This window comes from Ruegeria alba (assembly GCF_022321465.1).
Taxonomy (GTDB): Bacteria; Pseudomonadota; Alphaproteobacteria; order Rhodobacterales; family Rhodobacteraceae; genus Ruegeria_B; species Ruegeria_B alba.
Map to the genome: position 1 here is coordinate 1 of NZ_JAKOEM010000020.1, position 17,451 is coordinate 17,451.

The following is a 17,451-nucleotide window of genomic DNA, read 5'->3' on the forward strand; positions in this document are numbered from 1 at the left end:
AATGCCCCAGTTTCCCTCTCTGGCAAGGTAAGCCCAAGAAAGGGATCATCAGGCTAGGTTTCCTACCACCCCAGCCATCTCTCTCCAGATATTCACAGCAAGTAATCAGGCATCTCTAGGGACCTGAGAATGCCCCTGTTTATGCCCCACCTAGAGGGCCTCTTATCCAGGGTTATCCCTCCCCATAAATAGGTATAAGTAATGGAGAGGATGACTTAGAGAGAAGGAAGAACCTGAGTAGGGAATCCAAAGGTGGCTGCCTAACAGAAAGGTCTCGGGACAATTTCAGATCGACGCGCCCTTATGACGGACTGCGGTTCCGACGAGACCTGCGAGAATGCCTACGACGATTGCGATGGCATATTCGGCGCCCGAGATCGCAACGTGTGTCGAATGCGACCCGCCAAGCAGCAGCGGTGCAATCACTCCAACGATCCCGCCCATCACGGCAGCCGCGATCCAGTTGCGCGTCATCATTCCCAAGGCCACGCCCAGAATACCCGGCAAGCCCAGAACACTGGCGCCGATGGTGCCGAGCAGGTCCAGAGTGCTGATCATCTTTGTGTCTCCTACGAAAGGCGGGGCCCGTCCGGCGCTCGGTTCGGGCCCGGATTTAATCAGTCGGCCTCGATGCCGAGGTAGGTCTTGATCTGGGCCACGTCAATTTGACGTTCACGACCGCCGCGTTCAGTCTGGGCAAGTGTTTCGACCACGTGGCGGTATTCCTGGAGATAGCCGGGCGGAAGGTCGTGTGCGATACCTTGGTGGCAGTCTATGCAAGTCATGCCTTCATCAATGGCCTTTTGATGACTGTCGGCCGCCCGTGCCTCCTGGATGGTGAAATCCATGTATTCGAACGCGTGGCAGTTGCGGCATTCGCGCGAGTCGGTGGCCTTCATCTTCTTCCAGACGGCCGCGGCCATTTCCAGGCGGCGTTCCTCGTATTTCTCGGGGGTCGATATGGTTCCCAGCAACTCGTGGTAGACGTCCTTCACGGCCATGATCTTGGCCTTCATCTTGTACTGCCATTCGTGTGGAACGTGGCAATCCGAGCAGATCGCGCGGACACCCGAGTGGTTGTTGTAGTGAATTGTCTCGCGGTATTCGCCAAGGTTCGTTTCCATCGTGTGGCATGAGGTGCAAAACTCTTCGGTGTTGGTCAGTTCGAGCGACCAGTGGAATCCGCCCCAGAACAGGATTCCACCAATGAACCCTGCGATCAACAGAAAGCCTGTGCTGAGCACTCCGGTCGGACTCCAGAATGCGTCCCAAGCGCGGCGCAACAGGCCACGGCGGCGTGGAGGTAGTTCATCCTTTGGATCAGCCATGATGTCGTTTCCTGTGCGGTATCAGTTGGAGCTGTTTGACGGCTTGAAAGTGTTGCCGACCAGAGCAGGCGCATTGGCCTGTGGCACGTGGCACTGATTGCAGAACCAGCGCGTGCCGGCGACCGTGTCCAACTGGGTGCCATTGCGGTCCAGGTAATGGGTCATCGACAGCGTAGGCGCACCGCGTTCACCCGCGTTGGTCCAGTCGTGACAGGACAGGCATTGGTTCGCCCGCAGATCGATCTGGTATTGATCGGTCGAATGCGGGATCAGCGGTGGCTGCTGGCGATAGTTGCGGGCCTCACGCCCCTCCATCTGCCGATGAATCTCGTCGGCGGGAAGGGTCGCATTGATGTCAGCGCCGCGCAGGGTCTGCACCGGGGACGTGTTTTGCGCTGCAACCAGACCGCTGATCAGCAGGGTTGTCGCGAGGGCGGAGATGCCCGCTATGGCCGGAAATTTCATCTGCTTTCTCCGTGTTTGTCGTTCAGGCGGCCTTATCGGCGACCAGTTCGGTGTCCTTGACGTGGTTGTCGAAGCGGTGAGTGAAGGCGAAGACATCGACGGAACAGACGTCGATGCAGCGTCCGCAATTGGTGCAGTCGGGTGATAGGATCAGAGGCGTCTCGCCGGACTTGCCGCGCAGCGCGGGAGAAATAACCTGGTTTTCGGGGCAGACGGCGAAGCAGTCCATGCAGTCGTCGCAGGCGGCCCGGCCCGATGCAGAGATGCGCAGCAGGCTTTTCCGGCCTACAAGGCTGTAGAAGGCGCCAACGGGGCAGAGGTGGCCGCACCAGCCATGCCGTGCCACGACGACATCGAACAGGAAAACCGCACCGACGAGCGCCCATGCGAAACCCATGCCGAAGACTAGTCCGCGATGTAGCATGGTGATGGGGTTCACGACTTCCCAGGCAATGGCGCCGGTGAGGGCCGTGACAACAAGGACCGTACCGAGGATCCAAAGGCGGGTCGACCGCTTGGGTTGCCAGCCCTTCGGTAAGCCAAGCCTATCATGCAGCCAATGCGCCGCGTCGGTGACGGGATTGATCGGGCAGACCCAAGAACAATAGACCCGGCCGCCGACCAGCGCATAGACGGCCAGGACGATTCCGGCACCGATGATAGCGGTCAGTTCGGGCCAATGACCGGCGACCATGCTCTGCAGCAGCACGAACGGATCGGTCAGCGGCAGCACGCCAAAGGTTCGCGATCCGGCAAGGGTGCCGGTAACCCACCAAATGCCAAGCCATGGCCCCATCAGGAAGAGGAAAAGGAAGGAACTCTGTGAAAAGCGGCGCAGGATCAGCCACTTGTGGGCGCCCAGCCAGCCCTTTGCGGCGACGGCCTCTTGTCCGGTGGGCAGTTTCGTCTTGGTGCTCATTGGCTTGCCCCCGGCAGTTTGAAGGCCGGTTCAAACCCGCCGGGCGCGGCAAGGTTGTCGGTGCCCGGCCCCGGAAGGCGGTCGGGAAGGTCGATGATCCCCTCGACCAGCGGCGCGCCCTTGGCGTCCTTTTCTTCCCAGCCTTTCAGGTAGTGTTCGCCAGCGGCGCCGCGCGCCAGCCGCACGGGCAGGACCTTGATTGCGGCCTCGGGCAGGACGCAGCTTTTCTCGCAGACGCCGCAGCCGGTGCATTTGTTTGCGTGGACGGTCGGCGCAAAGATCGCGTGGTGGCCCGAGCGGTCGTTGTGCGACAGCTCGAGCGAGATTGCTTCGTCGATGACGGGGCAGACGCGATAGCAAACGTCGCAGCGCAGGCCCAGAAAGTTCAAGCAGTTCTCTTGGTCAACCAGCACGGCGGTGCCGATTCTCGCGTCGTCGATATTGGTCAGGGCGGGGTCCAGCGCGCCTGTCGGGCAGGCGGCAATACAGGGGATGTCATCGCACATCTCGCACGGCACATCGCGTGCGGTGAAAAACGGGGTGCCCGTGGCCGGGCCGTCAAAACCAAGCTCGGCAAGGCTGAGGGTGTTATATGGACAATCCCGCACGCACAGCCCGCAGCGGATGCAAGCGGCCAGAAAATCACCCTCGGGCAGCGCTCCCGGCGGGCGCAAGGCTTCAGCCGGCAGGGCGCGGGCATCTGTCACAACATAGGCAAGGCCCAGTCCCGCCACCGCGCAGCCGCCAGCCATGCGGGCGGTGTCCGTGAGGAACCTCCGGCGGGCAGGTGACATGGGGGCGGGGCTGAGCATTCTTTATTCCTTCAAAGGGGTTATGCGCGCTCGACCTTGCAGGCGCACTTCTTGAAGTCGGTTTCCTTCGACAGTGGGCAGGTCGCGTCCAGCGTCAGCTTGTTGATCAGTTGTCCCTCGTCGAACCACGGCACGAAGACCAGACCCTTGGGCGGCTTGTTGCGCCCGCGGGTTTCTACCCGGCTCAGCATTTCACCCCGGCGGGTCGAGATCATGATCTCTTGCCCGCGTCGCAGGTCGCGCGCCTGCGCATCGTCTGGGTGCATGAACACCATCGCGTTCGGGAAAGCGCGGTGCAGTTCCGGCACCCGGCGGGTCATCGATCCCGAATGCCAGTGCTCCAACACCCTGCCGGTGCACAGCCACAGGTCGTATTCATCGTCCGGAGCCTCGGCCGCCTCTTCGAAGGGTGCGAAGATGATCTTGGCCTTTCCATCCTTGTGCCCGTAGAAACGGACCTCTTCTCCGGCAGGCACATAGGGGTCATAGCCTTCGCGGAAGCGATACAGCGTTTCCTTGCCATCAACGACCGGCCAGCGCAGGCCGCGCGCCTTATGGTAGGTGTCGAAATCGGCAAGGTCGTGCCCGTGATGACGCCCGAAATCGGCATATTCCTCGAACAGCCCCTTCTGGACGTAGAATCCGAAATCCCTGCTTTCCTGGTTCTCGAACCCGTCGGCGATTTCGGAAACAGGGTAGGCATTGACTTTGCCATTCTCGAACAGGACTTGGAACAGCGTCTTGCCAGCCAGTTCGGGCTTTTGCGCCACAAGCTCCTCGCCCCAGGCTTCTTCGACGGTGAAGCGCTTGGAGAACTCCATGACCTGCCACATGTCCGAGCGCGCCTCGCCGGGGGCATCGACCTGCTGGCGCCAGAACTGGGTGCGGCGCTCCGCGTTGCCATAGGCCCCTTCCTTTTCGACCCACATAGCTGTGGGCAGGATCAGGTCGGCGGCCATGGCCGTCACGGTCGGGTAGGGGTCGGACACGGTGATGAAGTTCTCCGGGTTGCGATAGCCTGGAAAGCCTTCCTCGTTCATGTTGGGCGCGGCCTGCATGTTGTTGTTGCACTGCACCCAATAGGCGTTCAGGACGCCGTCCTTCAGCATCCGGTTCTGCAACACTGCGTGAAAGCCCGGCTTGGCAGGAATGGTACCGGCGGGGATGTTCCATGCCGTTTCGCAAATCTCGCGGTGCTTGTCGTTCATCACAACCATGTCGGCGGGCAGGCGGTGGGCAAAGGTGCCCACTTCGCGCGCGGTACCGCAGGCAGACGGCTGCCCGGTCAGCGAGAAGGGCGAGTTGCCGGGTTCGGAAATCTTGCCAGTCAGGAGGTGTACATTGTACATCAGCCCGTTCACCCAAGACCCGCGCGTGTGCTGGTTGAAGCCCATCGTCCACAGCGACATCACCTTGCGGTTCGGGTCGGCGTATTGCTGCGCCAAGCGTTCCAGCTGGTGCACGGGCACGCCCGAGATCTCGGATGCCTTTTCCACTGTGTATTCGGCAACCGAGGCGGCATATTCCTCGAAGGTCATTGGGGTCAGCTTGCCCGAATCCGGGTTGGCGGCCGCCTGTTGCAGTTCGTGTTCAGGACGCAGGCCATAGCCGATGTCGGTATCGGTCTTCGTGAAGTTGACGTGCTTGTTGACGAAGTCCCAGTTCACCGCGTCGTTCTGGATGATGTAATTCGCGATGTAGTTCAGGATCGCAAGGTCCGACTGGGGCGCGAACACGATTCCGTTGTCGGCCAGTTCGAACGACCGGTGCTCGAAGGTCGACAGCACGTGCACCTCGGCGCCCGGCTTGGTCAGGCGCGTGTCGGTCAGGCGCGACCACAGGATCGGGTGCATCTCGGCCATGTTGGAGCCCCACAGCACGAAAGTGTCCGCGTGTTCGAGGTCATCATAGCACCCCATGGGTTCGTCTATGCCGAAGGCGCGCATGAAGCCCACCACGGCTGAGGCCATGCAGTGACGAGCGTTCGGATCGATGTTGTTCGATCGCAACCCGGCCTTCATAAACTTGGCCGCGGCATAGCCTTCCCACACGGTCCACTGCCCCGATCCGAACATTCCCACCGAGGTCGGACCCTTCTTGGACAGCGCCTCTTTCCACTTCTGCGCCATGATATCGAAGGCTTCGTCCCAGCTGACTGGTTCGAATTCGCCGTTCTTGTCGTAGATGCCGTTCGTCTTGCGCAGCAGCGGCATGGTCAGGCGGTCCGATCCGTACATGATCTTGGACAGGAAATAGCCCTTGATGCAGTTCAGGCCGCGGTTCACCGGTGCGTCCGGGTCGCCCTGTGTGGCGACGACGCGCCCTTCCTTTACCCCTACCAGAACCGAGCAGCCCGTGCCGCAGAAGCGGCAGGGGGCCTTGTCCCAGCGGATGCCGGCGGCGGCGGTTTGTGCAACCGCAGGACCGGTCGCAAGCGGAATGCCAACTGCGGCTGCGGTGCTGGCTGCGGCGGTGGCTTTCAGGAAAGCCCGGCGTGAGTCCGAGATGGTCATGTCAGTTCTCCGGCTGGGTAGCGGCGAGCTCGGCTCGCGGTGAGAGGTCTTCGAAATGGTGGTAGTTGAGCGTCAACGAGATGACGCCTGGAATCTGGTGTAGCGCCATGATGGTGTCCGAGGCATAGGTGTCGCCGGTGTCCTCGACGACGACGACAAGGCGACCGTCCTCGGTTCCGGCGTGAATTTCGACGCCGTTCATTTCCTCGATCCGGGGGCGGGTCGCAGTCAGCACCTCTGGCGCGACATGGACAAGGCATCCGCAGATGTTCATGCTGTGATCTCCGTTTTGGCGGGCTTGGGGCGCTCGAAAGCGACAGATTGGGCCGGGCAGGTGAAGGCGCATTCGCCGCAGCCGGTGCACTGCTCCTGGTCCAGAACTGGGACTGCGCGCCCTCCAGTTTGCAGGCGGAATCGGATTGCGCGGTGTTCGCAGGCATCTTCGCAGGTGCGGCAGGAAATCCCCCGAAAAGATAGGCAGGTTTTCAGGATCGTGGCCCGCCAGGGCCAGTCAACCTGATCCTCGACCGCCAATGCCCCGGTTGGACAGGCCTGCGCGCAGTCGCCGCAGAACGTGCAGGGGCCGTGGTAAAAATCCAGTTTCGGCCCGCCGGACGCTGCGTGGCGGACGATGCGTTGCGGACATGCGCGAGAGCAATGGCCGCAATCGTCGCAAAGACGGTCAAACTCCGGCTGCGCACCGGGCGGACGTATGACCGGTTCGCGGCTTTCCCGGAAAGCTCCTCGCAGAATGTCGCGTCGGCTGTGCTTAGGCATCAAGGTCTTGTCCATCCCGTATTGCGAACCGAAACACGTTCCGTGCCACTGCCGCTTGATCGGAACGTGCGCATGGTGAATTTCGGGGCACTTTCGGGCGAAGTGCCGCTTGATCATTCTTATTGTCGCTGGAGCGCCCACGAATTGACTTAAGTCATTTTCCAAATCAATTCGGATAATTGCATGTGATTGTTGGCATGCGGCTCTCGAGGCGCGATGGACTACGGTCAATTGGTCCATCTCTGACATGCCTCGGACAAGACAGGTATCCGGGGCCTGCTTTCGCCATGTTGTGCAGAGCAAGCCTTCCTACCCAACGCGGTGAATGCTTGGAATCCGCTTGACCTTCATGTACTTTCTCAAATGCAAGATCCTTTTGATCGCGTCCGCTTTGGGCTGGGACCGGCATCCTGTGTCAAGAGCCTGAACGGTAGCTGAGGGTCGTCCACCTTTGCAGGTTTGATGCTTCAACTACGAAGCCTGCGCTGCCTCCAAAAGTCCTCAATCTACCTGATTCTAAGGCTGTAGGCCTCACTCGCGAGTTGCGCATTCAGGGTTGCCTCAGATCGCCCTGTCCGGGCTTCCTGTTCCAGGAGACGCTGAACTTACCCATCGCAGGTCTTTTGTTCCTTCTCATAGACCGCCCAGCACAAGTCGGGGACCTGCCGCCCGAGGCTCGCGGGATTCTCCAGTGGGGGCGCCAATTGCCATGATGATCCGGGGCTGTTTCGAGAAATCGGCAGGGTAATTAGAAAAAATGATCCGTATTTCCTAGCCGGTCGTAAACTGCTTATGTTGACACAGATCCTTGAAACCCCTCGAAGCGTTCAGCGTGCAAGCTTTGCGCGCGGTCACGAAAGAGCAACTGTGTCTCAAAGCAATATCGAGATCTCGGAACAGACCCAATGGATGATCGCCGTCCGAGACAACCGTGATCGCGCCGCATTCGCCGCGCTGTTTGATTTCTTCGCGCCGCGGCTCAAGGGGTTCATGATGCGGTCCGGCCTATCGGCGCATCAGGCCGAGGAAATCGTACAGGATGTCATGCTGACGATCTGGCGCAAGGCGGCGATGTTCGATCCGCATCGGGCGCAGGTGTCCGCGTGGATATACCAGATTGCCCGAAACCGACAGATCGACATCGCGCGCAAGGAGCGTCGCCCGATGCCCGAAGAGTTGAAAGAAGAGCCGGGCACTGAAGCGGACGCGAGCCAGATACTGGGTCTGGAACAGGAAGCCGGACGCTTGAAGCAAGCACTTACCAAACTAAAACCCGAACAACGCGAAATGATTGAAAAGGCCTATCTTGGCGAGCTGACCCATCAGGAGATCAGCGCTCAGACCGGCCTTCCATTAGGAACCATAAAGTCACGTATTCGGCTTGGGCTGGAACGACTTAGACACGAGTTGAAGGACCTCAAGCAATGAGTGCCATAACCCATCATATCCCCGACGCAATGTTGGCGGCCTATGCAGCGGGCAACCTGCCGCATGCTTTTGCTGTTGTGGTGGCAAGCCATGTGTCGCTTTGCGAACAATGCCGCGTCGCATTGGAAGCGCATCAGGCGGTCGGCGGTGCAGTTTTGGAAGAAATCGCCGCAGTAGCTGTGTCGTCCTCGCTGAAGAATGACATCCTGGCCCAGCTTGACGCACCCTTTAGGCCTGAACCAGTCTACGAGCGCAACGGGATTTATCCCGGCCCGGTGATAGAGGCGCTGAAAGGCCGTGCGCCGAGGTGGAAAAAGCTGGGTATGGGTGTGCGTCAGGATATCCTTACAGCTGATACCAATGGTTCGGTGCGATTGCTCTATATTCCACCAGGGCAGGCAGTGCCGGACCACAGCCATAGCGGGTTGGAGCTAACTCTTGTGCTGCAGGGCAGTTTTAGCGACGAGACCGGCCGGTTCGGGGTCGGCGATCTCGAGATCGCAGATGAAGATCTGGAACACACGCCAATTGCCGATGATGGCGAAGCCTGTATTTGTCTGGCTGCCACCGACGCACGATTGCGGTTTCGCGCGCTGGTGCCTCGTCTTTTGCAACCCTTGTTCCAGATCTAGGTATCAAAGACTGGACGTCACCTTCTTGAAGCCATCGGATTTCCGGTGGTTTCTTTTTTTACAATGCCTTGCATCACAAAGCTGTGAGGTGGTGATCCAAAGACGGGGCGCTGCGTAACCCCTATACGAACAACAATTCAGTCCGGGTAATTACACCCATCGCCAAGGAGAGCCAGAATGAAGATGACGATCAAGACTACCATTGCTGCCGCCGCGCTCAGTGTTTCCGCCGCCTCCGCACAGGCCAACACAATCGTCGATATCGCCGCCGGAGACGAGCGCTTCTCGACCCTGGTCGCCGCCGTAACCGCAGCAGGCCTCGCTGAAACACTGTCCGGCCCGGGCCCGTTCACTGTCTATGCCCCGGTGAATGACGCTTTTGCGGCCTTGCCGGAAGGCACGGTCGAAACTCTGCTCAAGCCCGAAAACAAGGATCAGCTGACCAACGTGCTGTTGTATCACGTTGATGACCGTAAACTGACGGCAGAAATGATCCCTGCCGGCTCGAACTATTTCAAACCCATCCTGGCAAGCGGACGCCTTTGCATCACTGCTGGCGCAGAGGGTGTGAGCATCGCGGATGGGACGGGCGAAGTGGCCAACGTGATCATCGCGGATATCCAGGCCGACAACGGCGTGATCCATGTCGTGGATAAGGTGCTTTTGCCCGGCGCGCGTCCGGCCTGTCACTGACGACGACCGCTCGGCCAATTGTGGCCGGTCGTCTGAATACGCAACAGGGCTGCCGGCGATCCGGCAGCCCATTTCTGTGCTTGATCATGGGGTTTGCCTTTACTTGCCCCGGAAAACCAGCCAATCCGGCAAAATCGCCAATGTCTTGATCGCCCAAGAGAACGGCGCTGGAAAATCGGTGCGAAAACGCCGCTTTCTCATCGCCTTTAGTACACGGGACGCAGCTTTGTCAGCGGTCATCAGCATCGGCATCCGAAAGCTGTTTTTCTGTGTCAGCCGGGTTTTGACGAAACCGGGATTTACGAGCCGTACAACAACGCCCGTATCCTTGAGATCAAATCGCATGGTTTCCGCCAGACTGATCAGTGCCGCCTTGCTGGCCCCATAACCGATGGCGCTTGGCAGTCCCCGGTAGCCAGCCAGCGATCCTATCAGGGTGATATCGCCCTGGCCGTTTTCGAGAAATCGCGGCACGATTTCGCCCAGCACGCGGAGCGCCCCGCTGAAATTGACCTCACACATCATCAGCGCAGCCTCGCTGTCCCACTGTGTCGTGTGCATCGGTTCATATGCGCCGGCATTGTAGATCACGCCATCCACGTCGCCGATAACGGCGACGGCTTGGCGCACCGCGTCAGCGTTGGTGACGTCCAGCGGAAGCACGCGCGCGTTTTCCAGATCGGCACACAACTCGTCGAGCCGCTGTTTGTTGCGCGCAGACAGCACCAGATGCGCCCCCGCTGCGTTCAACTGCCTTGCAAGGGCACGCCCCATGCCTTCGCTGGCTCCGACGAGCCAATATGTCTTGCCGGAAAGTTCGGTCATTCGGAAGCCCTGCCCAGATTCTGGCTGACGGTTATCGCTTTCGTAGGGGCGGGCTGCCTTTTGAGGAAGGGTGCGCGCTTTAAATAGAGTTTCGCAGCCTGCCAATGGATCAGCGCGAGGACTCGCAGCGCGCCAAACGGGCGCCGGGCCGCTGCCCACATCAACGACTTGTCCGTCGCGATGCGGCGATGACCCGACAAGGTTGCCAAGACGCCTTTGTCCCCATCTTCAAAGGAAATGCGGATGTCGATCTTCGTTTCGCTGATGTTGAAATTGAACCGGTAGACTCCGGAAACCCTTTGAAACGGAGAGACATGCATAATCTTCTCGGCGATCAGCGTGTCAGCAGGCCGGATTGTGCGAAAGTCCTCATGCGCGCAGAAATAGCAATGCCGCTGGCCAAAGGTATTGTTGACCTCGGCAACAAATGCGCGCGGGGTCCCGTCGATTAATGCGATCCAGAAGCTGACAGGATTGAAATGGAACCAGAGAAAACTCGGTTGCGTCAGCAGCAGAAGTTGGGCCGCCTCGGACTGGAAGCCCCGACTGTCCAGCACCTCCCTGAACCATGCCATTCCCTGTCCGCCTCTGCGAGCCCCGCCGTGGTGGCGGTCCCACAGTGACCAGAGGTTGAAGCGATTGCGAGACATCAGCCGTGGCGTCGCTTCTTCTAGATCGGTCAGCACGAAATCGACGCCATAGCTGAACACGTTTTTCAGCGTGCCGCGTCTGGCGTGAAGGGTCCGGGCCTGGATGTGTTCCATCTGCATAAAAGCATTACGCGCAGGCGTCTTGGATGGATCAATGTCAATCTGAATCTTTTTTATCATTTTCGCGGCAGATCTGATCCAACCTGAGAGCTGGTGCGTAAATGCTTAAAGACGTTGGAAACACGAGGACGGAATGTTTGATCAGACCCAGGGGCCGCGTAAAAAGATCGCCATAATCGGAGGCGGCATCTCTGGCCTTTCCGCCGCGTATTACCTTACGCCATATCACGATGTCACCCTGTTCGAGGCCGCGCCCAGGCTCGGCGGGCATGCGCGCACCGTGATGGCAGGCAGGAATGGCGACCAACCGGTCGATACCGGGTTCATCGTTTTCAACTACGTGACCTATCCTTACCTGACACGCTTATTTCGCGAGCTCGACGTGCCGGTCATCAAAAGTGAGATGAGTTTTGGTGCCAGCATCAACGACGGTTGGCTGGAATATGGCCTGTCGAACATGGGCGCGATCACGGCACAGAAAAGCAACCTGCTGCGCCCGCAATTCTACAAGATGATCGCCGACATCATCCGGTTCGGAAAGAACGCAGAAGCTGCTGCTAAGGATGATGGCAAAACCATCGGGCAACTCGTTGACGATCTGGGATTGGGGGACTGGTTTCGAAACAACTATCTGATGCCGATGTGCGGAGCGATCTGGTCGACACCAATGGGCGAGATTGATCAATTTCCGGCGAAATCGCTGGTGCGGTTCTTCCGCAATCACGCTCTTCTGGCGGGTGCCGGTGAACATCAATGGTGGACCGTCAAGGGCGGAAGCATCGAGTATGTGCGCAGGTTGGAGGCAGCACTGATCGCTCGGGGCTGCACGATCCGCACCAACACGTCCGTCCGACATGTTCAAAGAGATGCCTTCGAGGTTCGCATCGTCGCTGGCGGTGATGCCCCGGAGTCCTTTGATGAAGTGGTTCTGACCTGCCATTCCGACCAGGCCCTGGGCATGCTGGGGGAGGACGCCACCCGTGCCGAGCTGGAGGCACTGGGTTCCATCCGTTATCAGCCCAACACCGCCGTCTTGCATTGTGACACACGACAGATGCCTAGGCGCCGGGCCTGCTGGTCAAGCTGGTCCTACCGCTCTCAGGAGGGCAGTATCGGCGTCACCTACTGGATGAACAAGCTGCAGAGCATCCCTCAGACTGATCCACTGTTTGTCACCCTGAACCCATCGATCGAGATCCCTCAGGAGGCGATCTATGACGAGGTGGAGTTTGCCCATCCTGTCTTTGACAGCGCCGCTTTGAAGGCCCAGCAGGCCATTCGGGAGATGCAGGGCCTCAATCGGACCTGGTTTGCAGGCGCCTGGAACCGGCACGGTTTCCACGAGGATGGCATTGCCAGCGCCCTGCGTGTCGTGCGTGGGCTCAATGAACGTCACCAATTCAAAGGAATGGAAAATGCGCTTCACCAACAAGGCCTTGAGATCGAATTTCCTGTCGACCTGCGAGCAACTGCGTGACGGCCAACTGACCCTGCGAACGCCAGAGGGCGAACTCTATCGCTTCGGCCATACCGGGCCAGAGGTCGAAATGGTTATTCGTGATTGGTCTGCCGTGTCCGCCATGGCCGCACATGGGCAGGTCGGCCTGGGTGAAAGCTATGTTCATGGACTTTGGGACACATCCTCGATCGAGGGGCTGATGACCGTCGCGATGAAAAATCGCGAGCATTTTGGGGCATATGATAAGGCCAGTCCACTCAACAAGGCCAAGTTCCGGCTTGTAGACACAGTCCTCAGAGCGAATTCACGGAGCGGCGCGCGCAAGAATATCCGCTCTCACTATGACGTGGGCAACGAGTTTTATGCGCTGTGGCTGGATGAGGGGATGACATATTCGTCTGGGTTGTTCGACCTGACCGACGATGACCTGGCTCACGCTCAAACCCGCAAGAATGCGCGCGCCCTGTCGCGATTGGCATCCGGGGACCGCTTGCTTGAAATAGGCTGTGGTTGGGGCGGTTTCGCCGAGCAGGCCAGCACACATGGATATGATGTCACTGGTGTCACGATTTCCCGAAACCAGCACAGCTATGCAGAATGCCGCCTGGATGGGCGCGCGGACATCCAGTTGAGCGATTACCGTGACATCAATGGCCGGTACGACAACATCGTGTCGATCGAAATGGTAGAGGCGGTCGGAGCACGCTATTGGCCAAGCTACTTTGCCACCCTCAAACGCAATCTGGCCGAGGGCGGGCGCGTACTGTTGCAGGCGATCACCGTCAAGGACAGTTTCTTTGAGACCTACAAGAACTCGTCCGACTATATCCGCCAATATGTCTTTCCCGGGGGCATGCTGCTGTCGGACAGCGTGATCGCGACCCAAGCCAAGGGCGCGGGCCTTGCGGTGCGCGACAATTTCGCCTTTGGGCAGGACTATGCCAGAACCTGCCGTATTTGGGCCGAACGCCTGAGTGCTCAAAAGCGACAGATATCCGATTTGGGATATGGCGAAGGATTCTTCCGGAACTGGCACTACTATCTTGAAATCTGTGCCGCGTCCTTTGCCGTGGGGCACACCAACGTCGTTCAGGTGGAGCTCGCTCATGCGTAGCCTCTTGATCGTTATGGCCACGCTGCTTGTTCCCTTTGCTGCGCTGGCCTCTACCATCACTTCAGCTCTGCCGGGGGCGGAACTGCGCGGTGCAGCGACTTTTCGTTATGTCGGTTTCCCACTCTACGAGGCGCAGCTGTACACTAGGTCAGGCGCCCCGTTGGATTGGAGCAAGGATTTCGCGCTTGAACTGAAATACATGCGCGACCTGACCGGAAAAGACCTGGTCGAAGGTACCATGCGCGAGCTGAATCGCACCGGAGTCGACCTGCCGGTACGCGGACAGCTTGAGAAGTGCTTCCGCGATGTGAGCAAGGGCGACCGCTATGTCGCCGTGTCCAGCGGAAAGAACCAGATCGGGTTCTGGTTGAATGGGAACAGGGTATGCACACTCAGCTACCCCGAGATCAAAACCTACTTCATGGCGATTTTTCTGGGTGAGAACACACGGTCGAGCTCCTTTACTCGGAAACTGAAGGGCGAGTGATGATTTACCCGCGTGTCAGCCTCTATGCGCTGATGCTGGCCGCGGCCGGCATCCCTCTCTATATACATCTGCCTAGGTTTGCTTCGGTGGAGCTTGGCATTGGTCTTGGTGCGATCGGTGCGATCCTGTTGGCGATACGGTTGGTTGATCTTGTCCAGGACCCGCTGATCGGCTGGGCGATCGACCGATGGCCACGCGCTCAAAGCCTGTTTGCCGTGGCTGCCGCCCTTGGGTTGGCGATCGGCTTTCCGTTGCTTTTTGCGACGCAACCGGGGTCAAGCGTTGTGGCGCGTCTTTTGGTGATCCTTGTGCTGCTGTTCTCGGCATATAGCTTGGGCATGATCTTGCTCTATGGGCGCAGCGCAACCCTGGCTGCGGAGCCCACACCGCGCGAATTGATGCGGCTGGCGGCGTATCGCGAGGCCGGTATGTTGGCGGGAGTGATCGTTGCGGCCATTGCTCCGGCGATCCTGGTCACTCTGGGAGCAGCCGAACAAGGTTATGGTGCGTTTGGACTGTTTCTCGGAGCTATCGCATTGGGCACTGCGGTGCTTACTTTACCAATTTGGCGCCGGGAACCGCTCCAGGCGGAACGTCTTTCACTCGTTGGTCTTCGTCAGGCTGGGGCTATGCGGCTTTTGACCCTTGCCTTGGTGAATAGCCTGCCGGTGGCGATTACTTCTACCTTGTTCCTTTTCTTCGTCGAGGACCGCCTACAGCTGGCAGGCAAAGCAGGCCCCTTGTTGATCCTATTCTTTCTCAGCGCGGGTTTCAGCGTGCCGTTTTGGGTGTGGACAAGCCAAAAGATGGGGGCGAAAGCGACGCTGATGATCGCCATGCCGTTGGCCATTCTAGGCTTTGTCGGTGCAGCGTTCCTAGCTCCCGGTAACCTGATCGGATTCGCTGCGATTTGCCTGGCCTCCGGCGCCGCTCTGGGAGCCGACATGGTCATTCTGCCGACCATGTTTTCGGTGGCACTGACAAAAGCGGGGCTCGAAGCGTCGGCGGCCTTCGGTATCTGGTCCTTCGCAGGCAAGCTTGGCCTTGCATTGGCTGCGTTCCTAACGTTGCCGTTGCTTGAGTTCAGCGGTTTTGTACCGGGCGCGTCAAACAGCGCCGCCGCGTTGGGTGCGCTCAACGTCTCTTACGCCGTCTTCCCATGTCTCCTGAAACTTGGCGCATTGGCACTTGTTCTTGCGCTTCCCACAGAGAACCAAATCGCATGAAGCTTCTCACCACTCTGCTAGTTCTGGTCATTCTGATCATGGCCGCAAAATCCCTGTTTCTGAGCTTTCGGGCGCAGAAACCGTCCAATTATGCCGACACCGGGCCCGTCTTTACCCTAAAGACCCATCTTTCGGGCGAGTTCTTGTCCGAGGGCCTGATTTATGGGCCGACCGGCAAGATGACCAACAGTTTCGTAGCCCGGATGGTTGGTGAGTGGGATGGGGACACTGGTACGTTGAGCGAGGAATTCACCTATTCCAACGGCAAGCAGCAAAGCCGCAAATGGTTCCTGAAGCTTGGCGAGGGCAACAGCTTCACGGCAATCGCCGATGACATTGTCGGAGAGGCCAGGGGCACCATGTCCGGAGCGACCGTCAAGATGGAATACCAGATCGTTTTGCCAGAAGACGCGGGCGGGCATCGCCTGTTCGCGACCGACTGGCTATATCTTACCGAAAATGGTGTCATCATGAACAAATCCGAGATGCGCAAGTTCGGTATCAAGGTGGCAGAACTGATTGCAACCATACGCCCGAATCCCGGTGAAGGACGCTGATCGCCCACCTAAGCGCGCGCACGGAGAAATCGGCATGTCACACCAGAAAACACCCTATCTCGCCGTTGCGGTGACGCTGGCTTCGATCGCGTTTGCCCTGTCGCCGCTGATGACTCGCGAGTTTGCAGGTTTTCGCCCCGAGCAGTTTCCCGTGGTCTTGGACTTCTGGCCGGTTCAGCCCGCGGGCTGGGCGTTTGGCATCTGGGGAGTGATCTATGTCTGGTTGATTCTTGGGGCGATTTGGGGGCTTGTGAACGCGCGGCGCGATTTCGACTGGGAGCGTATGCGGGCGCCGCTATTGGTGAGCCTTGGTCTGGGAACCTTCTGGATCGCGGTGGCCAACGCGTCGCCGCTGCTTGCAACGTTCATGATCGGTGCAATGGCGGCGTTTGCTATTGCCGCCATGCTGCGCGCAGGAACCACGGCCGCTATTTGGCAAGCTGCGCCGGTGGCGCTCTATGCGGGATGGTTGACGGTGGCAACCGGCGTGGCGACGGGCGTGGTTCTCGGCGGTTACGGTGTTCTGACCGCTCAAGTATCGGCTCTGGTGATGCTTGTGGCAGTCCTGGTCGTCGCCTTGATCGTCCAGAGCGCGCGGCCAGCTGAATGGGCCTATCCGCTCGCAGTCATTTGGGCGCTTGCTGGAGTTATCGCGGCAAATGTCGCGTTAGCAAACTGGTCGGTGATTTTGCTGGCCACAGTCGGGATCGTGGCGCTGGCGCTTGGCTTCTTGCTGCGCGGAGGACCGCGTAGCTTGCGGTGGAAGAATTAGGGGTGAATTCTAGCGCTCTGCGAGCGCCTCATTCGCGAAGTTCGTCGGCGCCCACGCCCCAAAGGTTTTCCTTTGGGGCCCAGCCGCGATACCCGCCGGCAGAAATACGGCACCAGTCCTGTGTGCAACTACCCAATCGGGCCACCACGCCCATCTCAAAATGGGCGGCGACTTGAGAGGCCGGGTCGGGGCGAGCGTAGAGTGGCATCATGTCCCTTTCCACAAGCACCGTACGTACACCCGACAGCAGCGCATAGTGAACCCAGCCGCCAGCGCCGTCTCGATCCTGGACCTTGCGCCAATGTCCATGTTCGGCAGTAATCTGCAAAGGCATATCGCGCCGCTTGAACACCCAGTCGATCCGATGGGTCAGCGACGGGCCGCGCCGAACGTTACCTTCGTTCGCCTTCATCGAAACAAATCGGGGAATCGGCAGATTGGTCACCGTGCCACGCTTGGCTTCTTCCGCTACCGGAGCGCCTGGTACCATGGCTATGAATGTCGAAAGGATAGCCGCCACCAATGGGCGCATGAAACTGCTGTAACCTGTCACTGTCTGCCTGCCGGAATGTCTGCCTGCTCAATCGGAAAAAGCCTGCGTCATTTGCGCATGGGGTTCTTGTGCCCCGCTCTCTCCTGCGCCACGATGCCATGGCGCGCACCGAATTGCAAAG

The 17,451-nt window shown here is 59.2% G+C and carries 20 protein-coding genes; 9 read left to right on the plus strand and 11 right to left on the minus strand.

The features are described from left to right. Positions 1-285: 285 nt before the first annotated feature. The 8 genes from MB818_RS17545 to napF are packed head-to-tail and all read right to left on the minus strand — an operon-like array spanning position 286 to position 7,063. Complete coding sequence (locus MB818_RS17545) at positions 286-558, minus strand: hypothetical protein (RefSeq protein ID WP_234216008.1); 273 nt, start codon at positions 556-558, stop codon at positions 286-288. A gap of 59 nt (positions 559-617) precedes the next feature. After that, complete coding sequence (locus MB818_RS17550; protein WP_234137462.1) at positions 618-1,328, minus strand: NapC/NirT family cytochrome c; 711 nt, start codon at positions 1,326-1,328, stop codon at positions 618-620. A gap of 21 nt (positions 1,329-1,349) precedes the next feature. Continuing rightward, complete coding sequence (locus MB818_RS17555; protein ID WP_234137463.1) at positions 1,350-1,793, minus strand: nitrate reductase cytochrome c-type subunit; 444 nt, start codon at positions 1,791-1,793, stop codon at positions 1,350-1,352. A gap of 22 nt (positions 1,794-1,815) precedes the next feature. After that, complete coding sequence (napH, locus tag MB818_RS17560; protein ID WP_234162726.1) at positions 1,816-2,712, minus strand: quinol dehydrogenase ferredoxin subunit NapH; 897 nt, start codon at positions 2,710-2,712, stop codon at positions 1,816-1,818. Next, positions 2,709-3,524: a ferredoxin-type protein NapG gene (gene napG, locus MB818_RS17565; protein WP_255700174.1), complete on the minus strand. Its 816-nt coding sequence runs from the start codon at positions 3,522-3,524 to the stop codon at positions 2,709-2,711. Before napG ends, napH begins: the two co-directional genes overlap by 4 nt. Before the next feature lie 20 nt (positions 3,525-3,544). Continuing rightward, positions 3,545-6,037, minus strand: a complete 2,493-nt coding sequence (gene napA, locus MB818_RS17570; RefSeq protein ID WP_234137466.1) for a nitrate reductase catalytic subunit NapA — start codon at positions 6,035-6,037, stop codon at positions 3,545-3,547. A 1-nt stretch (position 6,038) separates the two neighbouring features. Then, complete coding sequence (locus tag MB818_RS17575; RefSeq protein ID WP_234137467.1) at positions 6,039-6,311, minus strand: chaperone NapD; 273 nt, start codon at positions 6,309-6,311, stop codon at positions 6,039-6,041. Then, positions 6,308-7,063 carry a ferredoxin-type protein NapF gene (napF, locus tag MB818_RS17580; protein ID WP_238905889.1) on the minus strand — a complete coding sequence of 252 codons (756 nt, stop codon included), beginning with the start codon at positions 7,061-7,063 and terminating at the stop codon, positions 6,308-6,310. The genes MB818_RS17575 and napF overlap by 4 nt, the downstream gene beginning before the upstream one ends. A gap of 543 nt (positions 7,064-7,606) precedes the next feature. Between napF and MB818_RS17585 the strand changes: the two genes are divergently transcribed. From MB818_RS17585 to MB818_RS17595, 3 genes are all read left to right on the plus strand, one after another. After that, positions 7,607-8,242 (plus strand): sigma-70 family RNA polymerase sigma factor, encoded by a 636-nt coding sequence (locus MB818_RS17585; protein ID WP_275671260.1) that lies wholly within the window; start codon positions 7,607-7,609, stop codon positions 8,240-8,242. After that, a complete protein-coding gene (locus tag MB818_RS17590; protein WP_234137469.1) occupies positions 8,239-8,874 on the plus strand; it encodes a ChrR family anti-sigma-E factor in 636 nt (211 codons plus the stop codon). The genes MB818_RS17585 and MB818_RS17590 overlap by 4 nt, the downstream gene beginning before the upstream one ends. 177 nt (positions 8,875-9,051) lie before the next feature. Then, positions 9,052-9,567: a fasciclin domain-containing protein gene (locus MB818_RS17595; RefSeq protein WP_234137470.1), complete on the plus strand. Its 516-nt coding sequence runs from the start codon at positions 9,052-9,054 to the stop codon at positions 9,565-9,567. 99 nt (positions 9,568-9,666) lie between these two features. Here MB818_RS17595 and MB818_RS17600 read toward each other — a convergent pair whose 3' ends face one another. Then, positions 9,667-10,392, minus strand: coding sequence for an SDR family NAD(P)-dependent oxidoreductase (locus MB818_RS17600; RefSeq protein ID WP_238905891.1), 726 nt, complete (start codon positions 10,390-10,392; stop codon positions 9,667-9,669). After that, complete coding sequence (locus MB818_RS17605; RefSeq protein WP_439653299.1) at positions 10,389-11,222, minus strand: DUF1365 domain-containing protein; 834 nt, start codon at positions 11,220-11,222, stop codon at positions 10,389-10,391. The genes MB818_RS17600 and MB818_RS17605 overlap by 4 nt, the downstream gene beginning before the upstream one ends. 73 nt (positions 11,223-11,295) lie before the next feature. On the opposite strand from MB818_RS17605, the gene MB818_RS17610 reads away from it, so the two are divergent. The 6 genes from MB818_RS17610 to MB818_RS17635 are packed head-to-tail and all read left to right on the plus strand — an operon-like array spanning position 11,296 to position 16,777. Next, entirely contained in the window at positions 11,296-12,639 is a 1,344-nt protein-coding gene (locus MB818_RS17610) for an NAD(P)/FAD-dependent oxidoreductase (RefSeq protein ID WP_234165757.1), read from the plus strand. Beyond that, positions 12,578-13,735: an SAM-dependent methyltransferase gene (locus tag MB818_RS17615; protein ID WP_234176497.1), complete on the plus strand. Its 1,158-nt coding sequence runs from the start codon at positions 12,578-12,580 to the stop codon at positions 13,733-13,735. The genes MB818_RS17610 and MB818_RS17615 overlap by 62 nt, the downstream gene beginning before the upstream one ends. Then, positions 13,728-14,222, plus strand: coding sequence for a hypothetical protein (locus MB818_RS17620; protein WP_234137474.1), 495 nt, complete (start codon positions 13,728-13,730; stop codon positions 14,220-14,222). The genes MB818_RS17615 and MB818_RS17620 overlap by 8 nt, the downstream gene beginning before the upstream one ends. Continuing rightward, on the plus strand, positions 14,222-15,448 hold the full coding sequence (locus tag MB818_RS17625; RefSeq protein ID WP_234137475.1) for an MFS transporter: 1,227 nt from the start codon (positions 14,222-14,224) through the stop codon (positions 15,446-15,448). Before MB818_RS17620 ends, MB818_RS17625 begins: the two co-directional genes overlap by 1 nt. Beyond that, entirely contained in the window at positions 15,445-16,005 is a 561-nt protein-coding gene (locus MB818_RS17630) for a DUF3833 domain-containing protein (RefSeq protein ID WP_234137476.1), read from the plus strand. Before MB818_RS17625 ends, MB818_RS17630 begins: the two co-directional genes overlap by 4 nt. Positions 16,006-16,039: 34 nt before the next feature. Beyond that, a complete protein-coding gene (locus tag MB818_RS17635; RefSeq protein WP_234137477.1) occupies positions 16,040-16,777 on the plus strand; it encodes a TspO-related membrane protein in 738 nt (245 codons plus the stop codon). Between the two features lie 28 nt (positions 16,778-16,805). Here MB818_RS17635 and MB818_RS17640 read toward each other — a convergent pair whose 3' ends face one another. Further along, positions 16,806-17,267 (minus strand): SH3 domain-containing protein, encoded by a 462-nt coding sequence (locus MB818_RS17640; RefSeq protein ID WP_235775929.1) that lies wholly within the window; start codon positions 17,265-17,267, stop codon positions 16,806-16,808. Positions 17,268-17,451 lie beyond the last annotated feature (184 nt).